Here is a 12,371-nt window from a genome sequence, read left to right on the forward strand (position 1 = left end):
TTTTGTTCAATATGTACCATCTTTTACAAATACAACCGGTTTCCGGAAAATTTCAAATGCGTGTATTGTCCGCTGTATTTATATGTTTGTTTGGGGCTGTAACGACACATGCGCAGTTCAGTGCCGATTACAGAAGGGCGGCAGATAATTACTTTAAAAAAGGGGATTATTCGTCTGCTGTCAGTTACTATGAAAAATACCTGAATATTTCGCGCGATAAAAAAACGTCAGCATTTGATCCTTATTCCGTATCAGCAAATAAGAAGTCTGAGCCGGTTCCCGATAAGCAACTGGCGATATACCAGCTTGCCGAGAGCTGGCGTTTACTGAAGAACTATACCAATGCAGCGCCACTGTATCAGCAGTTACTTGCAGCGGATAGTACTTTTCCTTTGGCTGGTTTTCACTACGGTACCTGCCTTAGAACGTTAGGGCGTTATGCCGATGCAGAAGAAGCCTTTCAGCAATTTCTGACGCATCATTCCGATGGCGGATATACGGTCGCCGCACAAAGGGAGATCAAGAATCTGCAATACATCAGGCAGCAATTGCAGAAGGATATCAGTTCCTTTACGGTTAACGCGCTTGCAGCAGGGCGAACAGGTGCCAGTTATGCGCCGGTTGCTATAGGGGAAGAAGCTATTCTGTTTACGGCTACCTGGCCTGATAGCAATGCTGCTGCCAATAAAATACATTTAAACCGTTTGTACCAGGCAGGCTTTTCGGCTTCCGCCATAAGTAATGTGGCTAAGGCAGGAATGCCATCCGGAGCGCTTCATGAAGGCGCAGCAACAGTAAGTGCCGATGGTAATACTATTTATCTTACAAAATGGCAGGTAATCGGAGACCGGAAAAATGCGGCAATCTATATCAGCAATAAAATAGCATCCACGGATAGCTACAAATGGTCCGATCCTGTTATACTGGACTCTGTTGTGAATTTGCCGGGATATAATGCCCAGCAACCATTTATTACAGCCGATGGCAAAACGCTTTTTTATGCAAGCGATAAACCCGGAGGCCTGGGCGGATACGATTTGTGGTCCGCTGTCCTTAATGAGCAGGGCAAACCTGTAAGTACACAAAACCTTGGCGCAATTATTAATACGCCTTATAATGAGCAGGCTCCTTATTATCATGAGCCGTCTGCAACCTTTGTTTTTGCTTCTGATGGCAGAACGGGCATGGGAGGGTATGATCTGTTCTTTGCAAAAGGCAGAACGGGAGAGTGGAGCCAGCCGGAGAATTTTGGTTACCCGGTTAATTCAATGAAAGACGATATGTACTTCCTGAGTTTTAGCAAGGGCCGCAGGGTTCTTGAAAATGCCTTGTTTAGTTCAGATAGGGCAGATGTGTGCTGCCTGGAGCTTTTTCATCTTACAAAAAAGGCACCGCCTAAGCAGGTGATAGGCCAGGTGGTTTCATGTGATAGCAAAACGCCGCTTGCCGGTGTTGCTGTTGATGTAATAGATACCATAACCGGTACTAAAATGTATTCCGGCATAACTGATGCTGATGGCCGTTATTCATTTGCCATTAACCAGGCGACGCCTTTAAATAGTGTGGCTGCTTTAAAGGGATATTATACTGCTGCCCGGCCACTGCAATGGTCCGATGAGGCGGATGCCGACAGTGTTTTAAGTATTCCCATCTGTATGGAGAAAGAAGTGCTGGTCGTTGATGAAATACAGGTGTTGAATAATGTATACTACGAGTTTGCAAAGGCTGATATAAAACCGGAATCTTATCCTTCTCTGGACGACGTAGTGGCTTTACTTAATAAACGTCCTGAGGTAAGAGTGGAAATAGGAGGGCATACCGATGACAAAGGTTCCGATGAACTTAACATGAGGCTTTCCCAGGCAAGGGCCGATAATGTTGTTGCTTACCTGGTAAGCAAAGGTATTAACCAGAACCGCCTTGTGGCTAAAGGATACGGTGCTACGATGCCAATTGCGCCGAATAAAAAGCCTGATGGTTCTGATAATCCCGAAGGCCGTGAAAAGAACAGGCGTACTGAAATGAAAGTATTGCAATAAACTATTGCAAATGATAATATTAACCAAAACTGATAGATCGCATGACCACCAGGATAATAGTGGGGATGATAGGTGCAATGGTTGTAACCTTTTGTCATGCCCAGCAGAAACCGCATTATACACAGTATATATTGAACCAGTATGTGCTTAATCCTGCCCTTACGGGTATAGAGAACTATACTGATGTGAAGGTAAGTCACCGGCAGCAATGGGCTGGTTTGAATGATGCGCCCGTTACGAGTTATTTTACGATCCATGGCGCTTTGAATAAAAAGGATTACCGTACCACTGCCACTTCATTCCAGGTAGATGGTACCAATCCCCGGGGTAACGATTACTGGGCCGATTATACGGCAGCGGCGCCCCATCATGGCATCGGTTTGCAGGTGATTAATGATAAGACAGGGCCGCTGCGTTATTTCTCGGCTTATGCTACTTATGCTTATCATCTTGGAATAGGACCGCGCACCAGCCTGTCGGCGGGTTTTGGTGCTGGTATCTTTAATGCCAGCCTTGATGCCAATAAGCTGAATTTTGGCAATACGCAGGTGGATCCCGCTGTTTACAATAATGGTGTTGTTAATTCCATAAAGCCCGATCTTATGGCTGGGCTGTATCTCTATGGTGCAGATTATTTCCTCGGCGTATCGGTGCAGCAGCTGATGGGGCAATCCGTTTATTTCTCTTCTAACAAAGTAGGAGGTGGTAATAAAATGACGCCGCATATTTTTGTTACAGCCGGTTACCGTTTTTTGTTGGATGAAGACTGGAATCTGATACCTTCAGTCATGTTGAAATCCGTAAGTCCGTTACCGTTACAGCCAGAGGGAAATGTAAAGTTGCAGTACCGCGACTTTCTCTGGGCAGGTGGCGGCTATCGAAAGGATGATGGCTGGAATATAATGGCCGGCGTGAACATCAGTGGCGCCTTTAATATCGGTTATTCCTATGACCGTACCACTTCTGCATTGAATACTGTTAGCAACGGCAGTCATGAAGTGGTGCTGGGAATATTATTGGGAAATAAATACGGCGACTGGTGCCCCAGGAATGTCTGGTAATTTAATTGCTGCCCCGTTATCCTTTTATTGAAAGAGAGGCTGTTCCATTGGGTGGCAGCCTCTCTTCGTTGCTAGGGGTGCATGATTTTTTAAATTACAGGCTGCGGCAAAATCAGGGCATTCAGTTTAATACCGGTTAAGCCAATGTTTTCACGCTTTCCTTTTTTTTCTTGATCAGTAATGCTACACAAAACAGTAAGCCGCCGAACGCAAGCCCTGCACCTACCCATTCAGGAGAAGTGTAGCCAAGACCGGCAGCAATAGGCAGACCTCCCAGGTAAGCACCTATCGCATTGCCTATATTAAAACTGGCCTGACTAACAGAGGCCGCCAGCATTTCGGCCCCGGAAGCTGCTTTAATCATGAGCATTTGTACCGGTGCTGCTAATGCAAATGAAATAGCACCGGTAATAAATGTCATTGCTATGGCCGGAATCTTTAAGTGACTTACGGCAGAGACGATCAAAAGCGATATTACCATTGCCAGCAAAAGAAAGGTGGTGGCGTTGGCGGGAGAAAGACGGTCGGCGAGGCGGCCGCCAATAAGGTTGCCAACTGCCATGCCTACCCCGGCCAGCATTAAAATAAAGGTTAAGGCATTATCACTAAAGCCGGCAACCTTTGTCATTAAGGGGGCAATATAGCTGAACCACGCAAATAGTCCGCCTGTGCCTATAGCTGTAATACCTACTATCAGCCAGGGCTCTGTTTTTTTGAATATAGCCAGGCTGCTTTTAAGATTATTATTCTTTGAAGCGGGCAGGTCAGGCATCCAGCTGTTTAATGCCCATATAGTCAAAAGTCCTATCACTGAAATAGCGATAAAGGTAATACGCCAGCTAAAATGGTGGCCGACAAAGGTTCCTATAGGTACACCTATAATATTGGCAAACGTAAGTCCTGCAAACATCATTGATACTGCACGCGCTTCTCTGCCCGTTGTCGCCAGCCTGCTGGCTACAACAGCGCCTACGCCAAAAAAAGCACCATGCGGCAGTCCGGAAAACAACCTTGCTACAAATAGTAACCTGAAATCGGGGGCCAATGCCGATAAGCCATTGAAAACAGTAAATAGTAACATCAGGCCCATCAGTATCTTTTTAGGAGGATACTTGCCTGCTATTCCTACCAGTAATGGCGCACCTAATACAACTCCCAATGCATATGCCGATATCAGGTGGCCGGCTTTAGGTATTGAAATGCCGAGGGCCGTAGACAAGTCTGGTAATATACCCATCATTACAAATTCCGTCATGCCAATGCCAAACCCGCCTATCGTCAGCGAAAACAAACTACGCTTCATCCCCTCTTATAATTATTTTTTTAGTGACGCAATATCAATTACAAAACGATATTTTACATCGCTTTTAAGTACACGGTCGTATGCCTCGTTGATATAGTTGATATCAATAAGCTCAATGTCCGAAACAATAGCATGTTCTGCACAGAAGTCCAGCATTTCCTGGGTTTCTGCTATGCCGCCAATCATAGACCCCATTATCTTTTTACGCTGATGTATCAGGTGAAAAGCAGGCACTTTTGCTGGCTCAGGAGGTATGCCAACGATGATCATAGTTCCGTTGGTTTTTAACAGCTCTATGTAAGTCGTGTATTCGTGAGGAGCGGATACTGTATTCAGGATAACATCAAACTTCCCTTTCAGGCTTTTCATTGTTTCAGCATTGGAGGTCAGCTCGAAATGGTGTGCGCCGAGCTTTTTTGCGTCAGCCTCTTTCGAAGGTGAGCCGCTGAGCATGGTGACCTCTGCGCCGAAAGCTGCTGCAAACTTCACTGCCATATGGCCTAAACCGCCCAGGCCCAATACCGCTACTTTGTCTCCTTTTTTTACACCTACATAACGTAAGGGCGAATAGGTGGTAATACCAGCACACAGTAGGGGGGCTACACCCGGCAGTGATAATTTGTCCGAAACTTTTAAGGTATAGTTTTCATCAACAACGATCTGCGTGGAATAGCCACCATAGGTAGGCGCCTGCGTATCGCGTTCTTTGCTGTTGTAGGTGCCTGTCATGCCTTCTTCGCAATACTGTTCAAGTCCTTCTTTACAGTTGTCGCATACCCGGCAGGAGTCTACGAAACAACCGATACCGGCCAGATCTCCTACTTTGAATTTGGTTACATGGTTGCCCACTGCTGTTATTCGTCCAACAATTTCATGTCCGGGTACCATCGGAAATACAGATCCTCCCCATTCATTGCGTACCTGGTGAATATCAGAGTGACATACGCCACAATACAAAATTTCTATCTGTACATCATGAGGGCCAGGAGTCCTTCTTTCAAAATTAAAAGGCACCAGCGGTGTAGTTGCACTTTGTGCTGCATATGCTTTTGTTGCTGTCATACTTCTATCATTTTTCCGGATAATAAACTATTGTTTTTGCATCGCTTCAACGGGCATTCCATCCCTGATCTCTTCACTGGCATTCTCTACCAGTATATCCCCGGGGCTGAGCGCTCCGAATACTTCAGCCTCTTTGCCGGCTTCGCGCCCTTTTTCAACCTTCACCCATTGTGCTTTTCCCTCAGTCACTTTTATGACAAATATTCCTTCTGTCGTATTTAATACCGCGCCTTTGGGTACCACCAGTACACTGTCTTGCGAAGGCATAGGTATATTTACTTCGGCTACCATGCCAGGCAACAGTTTCTTGTTGTTGTTCTGAACGTCGGCTTCAATGCGTTCGGCTCTCAGCCTGGCATCCAGGGCGCCGGATAAGCGCTTTACAGTGCCTGAAAACTGCTCATTCGGCAGGGCTTTCACGGTGAACTGTAATTGGTTCCTGTTGCTCAGGTAGCCGGTATAGGCTTCCGGTACCGATACTACAAGACGTAAATGCTTCTGTTCCTGTAGTGTGAACAGGGGGTATTCCGATCCTTTGCCTGATGGGCCTACATAAGCGCCTGTATTTACATTCCTGGTGGTAATAACCCCTGCAAATGGTGCCCGTATTTCAAGATAACCACGGATAATGGTTACTTCTTTATTCGCTGCTCTTGCTGCTTCCAGCTGCGCTTCGTCGGCCCGCATCCGCGCTGCCGCCTGGTCCAGGTCGTTGGGCGAAATGGTGCCCGGTGTCTGGCTCGTTTTATACAGGCGGTCGTAATTAGCCTTGCTGGCCATATAAATAGCCTCCTGCGACTTTAACCGTGATTCCGAGGCCGCTATCCGGGAATTCAGTTCCGGCGCTTCCAGCGTTGCCAGCAACTGGCCTGTTGCTACTTCAGAACCCACGTCAACGTATATTTTTTTTACAAAACTATTCTCTTTCGCATATAAATCCACCTGCTGAAAAGCAATAAGCTCTCCGGGAGCAGAAAATTTGGACGACAGCTTGCCTTTGGTAAGAACAAAAGTTGCTGTTTCCATAGCGCTGCTACCCGGAATTTCTTTCTTTTCACCTGCCTTGCTTTCGTGTGAGCCACAGGAGGATAACAGCATCATGCCCATTGTTATACCTGACAGGGCAAACATCAGGATATGGTTATTTTGTTGACTGTTCATATAAATCAGGTATATAATGTTTGCTTTCTTTGTCTTCAGGGTCCAATGATACCGATACGGTGCCAGCGCTTTTCTGCATCCAGGCAAATAATAACGGTAATATAAATAATGCCGCAAATGTGGAGGCTACCAGGCCGCCTATTACAGCTCTTCCCAATGGCGATGACTGGTCGCCCGCCTCGCCTAAGCCGCTGGCCATAGGTATCATGCCTACAACCATAGCTACAGCAGTCATTACAATAGGTCGTAAACGAAGCGCCGAGGCTTCCCTTGCCGATAGCAACGCATCTCCGTTATGTTTCCTTAACTGCTCCGCATTGGTAATAAGCAGTACTGCATTTGATATGGATACACCTACCGACATGATCATACCCATGTATGATTGCAGGTTTAGGGTGGAACCCATTATAACCAATAAGCCAAGTGAGCCAAACAGCACAGCGGGGACTGTTCCTAATACGACCGCTGAAACCTTGAATGATTGGAAATTGGCTGCCAGCATAAGAAATATCACCACAATAGCTACAATTAAACCATTCTGAAGACTGCTGAGTGTATCGGTAAGCGTATTGCTTAAACCTATTGTTTCCACGTTTAACCCCCGTGGTAATTTACCTAGTGCTTCTATTGCTTTTTCTACATCGCGTGTGGCAGCTCCCAGGTCTTTATTATTCAGGTTTGCTGTAACTGTTAAGGTAGGCATTGCGCCAAGGTTGTCGGCTTCACCATAGGTGATACCAGGTTTAATGGTGGCAACATCTCCCAAAACGGGTCGGGATGCATTTTTTAGCAAGGGTATCTCCGAAATCTCCAACTCACTGTTCATCTTGTTTTCAGGAACCTGTACTTGTACACTGTAACTATAACCGGCTTTTTCATCAACCCATACATTCTTCTCGGTAAAACGTGAGGATGAGGTTGAGGCTATGATAGAACGGGATACGTCGCTCATATCTACACCCAGTTGCGCCGCACGTGTCCGGTCTACCTCTATGTTAAGCGTAGGGTATTTGGTGGACTGGCCTACCTGTACATCCCGTAAATAACTGATCTCTTTGAGCTTTTTTACCAGGCGTAGGGCATAATCTTCACTTTGTTTTTTATCTCTTCCCGAAAAACGGATTTCTACAGGCGTTGGTGATCCCTGGCTTAGTATTTTGTCGGTAAGCTCTATAGGTTCAAACGATAGCTGCATTTCAGGTGCAACCCGCTTAGCCTCCTGCCTTATTTTATTTTTTAATTCGTCGAGGTTGGTCTTGTATTCTTCACTTAATGCCACCTGTACAACTGCCTCATGCGGTCCGGCCATCCACAGGAAAATGGGACTGATGGAAAATAGTTGAGGGTGCATACCTACATAGGCCGAAGTAATGGAAACGTTTTCCGGCCCCACCAGTTTTTCAATGGCGTTAACCAGGGTAATGGTTTTTGTTTCGGTACGTTCCATCCGGGTTCCTTCCGGTTCACGCAACCTCACCTGGAATTGGCTTCCGTTAACCTTAGGTAATACATCCCTGCCTATATGGGTAAGCAGGTACCAGGTGCCCGCACAAATAACCAGCAGGTAAATAATTACGATTGGTTTACGGTAAGGCATCATTCTGCCTATAAATGCCAGGTAACGTAATCTTATCCGCTCAAAAGCGCTTACTTTTCCATCCCTGTTGCTGTCTTCCCGCTCCAGTAATACCTTTTTCTGGTCCCAGGTATCTCCTTCACTGGAAGTGCTTAATCCTGAAGCTTCCAGTTCCTCTGCGTCACTAAATTCCTCTCCGCTTTGCTTTTTGTGATGTTTCACTTTCATGATCCAATTGGCCATCACGGGAACAAATGTTTGTGCCAGGAAATAAGAAATGATCATACTAAAACCTATTGCCAGCGCCAGGGGAAGGAACAGGGAACCGGGTATGCCGCCCATTGTGAATGCGGGGGCAAATACTGCCAGTATACAAAACAATATCAGCAGCTTGGGAAATGCAATTTCCTTACAGGCATCCCATATAGCCAGTGCCTTGGGTTTCCCCATATCAAGATGCTGGTGTATGTTTTCTATCGTTACGGTACTCTCGTCTACCAATATGCCTATCGCCAATGCCAGACCGCTTAAGGTCATGATATTGATCGTCTGGCCAGACAAACTCAGGAATAGTACCGATGAAATAATAGATGTAGGAATGGTAAGAATAACGATCAATGCTCCGCGTGCATCGCCCAAGAACAGCAATACCATTAAGCCGGTTAAAATAGCTCCTATAGCACCTTCCGTAAGCAGGCTTTTAACAGAATTTATGACGTAGGTCGACTGGTCAAATTCATAACTCAGTTTTACGTCTTCCGGCAACAGTGATTGCATTTTGGGCAATGCTTTCTTTAAATTCTGTACCACCTCCCAGGTAGATGCATCAGCGCTTTTGGCAATGCTGAGATAAACGGAGCGTTTGCCGTTTACCAGGGCATAGCCCGATGCTACGTCCGCGCCGTCTTCTACCGTAGCAACATCACGCAGGTAAAGGTTTTGAACACCGCCCTTGAATATCGGTATGTTTTCAAAGTCTTTTACATTTCTGATGGTAGTATTTACAGGAGTGATATAGTTCTTATCATCAATGCGTACGTTGCCTGATGGTGCCGTTTGGTTGTTTAGTCGCATGGCTTCTACCAGCTGGTCGGGTGTCATGTTATGGGCACGTAACAGCGCAGGGTCTGCTTTTATAACTATCGTCCTGACATTACCGCCAAAAGGAGGGGAGGATACCAGCCCCGGAATAGAGGTAAATGAGCTTCTTACATACACATTCGCCATATCCAGCAACTCGTTGTTACTGCGCTTTTCACTGCTGAGTACCAGCTGACCTACCGGTAAGGTGGAGGCGTCGAAACGGATGATGAAAGGAGGATTCGATCCCGGTGGAAAGGCGGCCTGTATACGGTTTGAAAAGGCGCTGACCTCCGCAGCCGCCTGAGCCATATTGGTGCCGGGATAAAAGTTGATCTTCATGAGGGTTAAGCCTTGTATGTTCTTTGTTTCAATAGACTTAACCCCATTTACAAAAAGAAAGATATTAATGTATTGTTTGGCGAAAAATGCTTCCATCTGCACCGGCGTATAACCGCCAAACGGATGCGATACATAAATCACCGGCATATCAAGCTTGGGGAATATGTCTACCTTGATACTGGTGACAGCTTTAATGCCGAAGAAGAATAGCCCCGCAACTAATACCAGGATGGTAATAGGTTTTCGTAATGCGAATCGTATCAGGTTCATGTTTGCTTGCTTCTGTTAAAATTCTTGAAGGAACAGATCGAAATTGCCACTGGCAGCGGCTTTGAGCAGCAGGGCCTGCCATACATTGGTATAGGCAATATCGCGGTCTGTCTCCGAACGGTTGACGATATACAATGCCTGCGTTACCTCCACAATGTTACTTAGCCCGTTTTTATATAAGACGTCTTTTTGTACATAAGCATCAGACGCCGACTTTACCTGTATGGGCGCCTCCCTGTAGTTGTCAAGGGCGTTCTTCATTCTGTTGTCGGCTAGCACCAATTGAGCTTTCAGTTGCTGGTCGGCTAAATTGTACTCTTCTTTTAAGGCTTCCGATACAAAATGCTGTGCGCTTACCTGGTGTTTTACCCGCAGGGGAGTAGTAAGGTTCCATATCATGCCCAGCCCCAGCAAATAGTTGCCCCGCATGCTCTGAACACCATCCCAGTAGTTGCTGCTGTAATTCTCCAGGTTCTGGTTTAGCTGCCCATAATTCCAGTCAAAGCCGGAGCCTCTGCCCTGTACCAGTCCAAATACCGAGAAGGTGGGTAATGATGATGTACGGTAATACTTGGCCTGTTGGTTACTGAGTGTTATACGGCTCTGGTAGTACTTCAATATCGGGTGCTCCTGTATCGCTACACTATCGTAGGCCGATGAGGGTATCCGCGTTATAAAAACAGTGTCCAGACTAAAGGGTTGCGCAGGTACACCCATTAGCCGGGCCAGGATGTTCGATTGCTCTTGCTCCGCATCCCTGGCTTTTGTGAGCGCAATTCTTGCACTCGACAACTCTGCATTGGCCTGGGATGAATCAACGCCGGCGATCAATCCGTTAAGAGCACGCTGTACTACTACCTCCCGTAAAGAGGTAGCCCGCTCCAGGTTGTTTTGCCACGAACGTAACAGGCGCTGTGCTGCCAGTAAATTCAGGTAAGCTCCTGCAACCTTAACCTCGTGCTGAAAACGCTCCTGTACAAGATCGCTTTCATCTCTTGTTAACACCGATTGGGCTACTCTTATCTTTTCGCGCGCCTTGCCAAAAGAAAAGAAATCCCAGCTTACGTTGGCAAGGTATAACGCGCCAAACGCCGCATTCCAGTTCTGGTGTGTTAATGCTGGTCCTGATGCTGCTGTATTTAACCCACGATAGCCATACGCCGGCCCGTTCAATCCATTAACTGTTCCATAATCCTGCTGTGCCGATAAATTAAAGTCGGGCAGGTAGTCGTTTACAGATTGCCTTACCGAAGCTTTGGATGCATTGACGTATGCTTCCTTTGCCCGGATTGTTCCATAGTTGGTAAGGGCGGTCTGTATCGCCTGCTTTAGGGTAAGCAACTGCTGTGCATGCACACGGCTGCTAAACACCCCGCCCGCTACACACAGGATGAGTGCTGATTTTTTTAACATGCTTTCTTTCTGCTTTAATGTTTGCTCTTCTTACGGCAAGTCACCCGGAATGTCCGCGGCAGGAGGGTGTGAGAATGTAAAAATAGGAAGGACGAAAGAATTAGTAATTGTAATATTCAAACAATTCATTGTATTTTTCAAACAGCGTTCGCGCGAAATGCACCGGGCGTTATGTGTGCATGCTTCTTAAAGAAATTGTTAAAGTAAGCGGGGTATTCAAATCCCAGGCTATAGGCTATTTCAGCAATACTCCAGCTGGCATGTTTTAAAAGCGCACGTGCCTCCACTGTTATTCGTTCTGCTATGTGTTCTGTGGTGGTTTTACCGGTCACTTCCTTTACGGCCCGGTTTAAATGGTTAACATGAACAGAAAGGCTTAGCGCAAAATCCTGGGCCGTTTTAAGCTGAAGGGCATGTTCCGGTGAGTCTATCGGAAACTGTCGTTCCAGCAGCTCCAGGAACTGGGCTGTTAAACGGGCAGGCGCATTGATATGCTTTATAGGATTACGGGCAGCCTGCATTTTCATGGCTTCATGAATGACCATATACAGGCAATGACGGATAAGATCGTATTTATGTGAATAGTCGGACTCCATTTCTGCCATCATCATGCAGAATAACAGCTCTACACGCTGCTGCTGTCGGCTGGTCAGGAAAAACAACGGGTCCTGGCCGCTGATGACCAATGGCGACTCATGTATAATATCCCGGTGATGATAATTATCAAGAAATACCGCATCAAAAAGACAGCAATAGCCTGTTTGTTGCTCCGAAACCGCTTCCCAGGAATAACTGAGCTCCGGCGGCGAAAATAACAGGGCAGGTTTGTCAACCTCTACGGTGCGGTCCTCAAAATGAAGCCGTCCTATTCCCGTGATAAAGCTGACTTTAAAAAAATCGCGTCGCTTGAAAGGAGAGTATCGCTGGCAGATACCCTGGCGCGGGTAAACGTTGAAGTGTCCCGAGATCTTGCCATAGGCGTTTACGGCCATGGCAGGCGGCTTCATATCTATTCTCTTATAATACTCATCAAGGGTTTCTACTGCTACCATAATGCGAAGTTA

The 12,371-nt window shown here is 46.4% G+C and carries 8 protein-coding genes; 2 read left to right on the forward strand and 6 right to left on the reverse strand.

What is annotated here, in order from left to right:
* Nucleotides 1–11: 11 nt before the first annotated feature.
* Together ESB13_RS03245 and ESB13_RS03250 are read left to right on the forward strand one after the other, a co-directional pair.
* On the forward strand, nt 12–2,039 hold the full coding sequence (locus ESB13_RS03245; protein WP_246022428.1) for an OmpA family protein: 2,028 nt from the start codon (nt 12–14) through the stop codon (nt 2,037–2,039).
* Nucleotides 2,040–2,080: 41 nt separating this feature from the next.
* Nucleotides 2,081–3,100: a PorP/SprF family type IX secretion system membrane protein gene (locus ESB13_RS03250; protein ID WP_246022429.1), complete on the forward strand. Its 1,020-nt coding sequence runs from the start codon at nt 2,081–2,083 to the stop codon at nt 3,098–3,100.
* 136 nt (nt 3,101–3,236) lie between these two features.
* On the opposite strand, the gene ESB13_RS03255 is transcribed toward ESB13_RS03250, so the two are convergent.
* From ESB13_RS03255 to ESB13_RS03280, 6 genes are all read right to left on the reverse strand, one after another.
* Complete coding sequence (locus tag ESB13_RS03255) at nt 3,237–4,403, reverse strand: MFS transporter (RefSeq protein ID WP_129001592.1); 1,167 nt, start codon at nt 4,401–4,403, stop codon at nt 3,237–3,239.
* A gap of 12 nt (nt 4,404–4,415) precedes the next feature.
* Nucleotides 4,416–5,465: an NAD(P)-dependent alcohol dehydrogenase gene (locus tag ESB13_RS03260; protein ID WP_129001593.1), complete on the reverse strand. Its 1,050-nt coding sequence runs from the start codon at nt 5,463–5,465 to the stop codon at nt 4,416–4,418.
* 27 nt (nt 5,466–5,492) lie between these two features.
* On the reverse strand, nt 5,493–6,626 hold the full coding sequence (locus tag ESB13_RS03265) for an efflux RND transporter periplasmic adaptor subunit (RefSeq protein WP_220399539.1): 1,134 nt from the start codon (nt 6,624–6,626) through the stop codon (nt 5,493–5,495).
* A complete protein-coding gene (locus tag ESB13_RS03270) occupies nt 6,607–9,894 on the reverse strand; it encodes an efflux RND transporter permease subunit (RefSeq protein WP_129001594.1) in 3,288 nt (1,095 codons plus the stop codon). Before ESB13_RS03270 ends, ESB13_RS03265 begins: the two co-directional genes overlap by 20 nt.
* Nucleotides 9,895–9,909: 15 nt before the next feature.
* Nucleotides 9,910–11,307, reverse strand: coding sequence for a TolC family protein (locus tag ESB13_RS03275; RefSeq protein WP_129001595.1), 1,398 nt, complete (start codon nt 11,305–11,307; stop codon nt 9,910–9,912).
* A 137-nt stretch (nt 11,308–11,444) separates the two neighbouring features.
* Nucleotides 11,445–12,359, reverse strand: a complete 915-nt coding sequence (locus tag ESB13_RS03280; RefSeq protein WP_129001596.1) for a helix-turn-helix domain-containing protein — start codon at nt 12,357–12,359, stop codon at nt 11,445–11,447.
* Between the last annotated feature and the right edge of the window lie 12 nt (nt 12,360–12,371).

The organism is Filimonas effusa (assembly GCF_004118675.1).
Lineage (GTDB): Bacteria > Bacteroidota > Bacteroidia > Chitinophagales > Chitinophagaceae > Filimonas > Filimonas effusa.

Coding starts and splice junctions, on each gene's coding strand:
- ESB13_RS03245 (WP_246022428.1), top strand. CDS start 12: ATGTACCATCTTTTACAAATACAACCGGTTTCCGGAAAATTTCAAATG.
- ESB13_RS03250 (WP_246022429.1), top strand. CDS start 2,081: ATGACCACCAGGATAATAGTGGGGATGATAGGTGCAATGGTTGTAACC.
- ESB13_RS03255 (WP_129001592.1), bottom strand. CDS start 4,403: ATGAAGCGTAGTTTGTTTTCGCTGACGATAGGCGGGTTTGGCATTGGC.
- ESB13_RS03260 (WP_129001593.1), bottom strand. CDS start 5,465: ATGACAGCAACAAAAGCATATGCAGCACAAAGTGCAACTACACCGCTG.
- ESB13_RS03265 (WP_220399539.1), bottom strand. CDS start 6,626: ATGAACAGTCAACAAAATAACCATATCCTGATGTTTGCCCTGTCAGGT.
- ESB13_RS03270 (WP_129001594.1), bottom strand. CDS start 9,894: ATGAACCTGATACGATTCGCATTACGAAAACCTATTACCATCCTGGTA.
- ESB13_RS03275 (WP_129001595.1), bottom strand. CDS start 11,307: ATGTTAAAAAAATCAGCACTCATCCTGTGTGTAGCGGGCGGGGTGTTT.
- ESB13_RS03280 (WP_129001596.1), bottom strand. CDS start 12,359: ATGGTAGCAGTAGAAACCCTTGATGAGTATTATAAGAGAATAGATATG.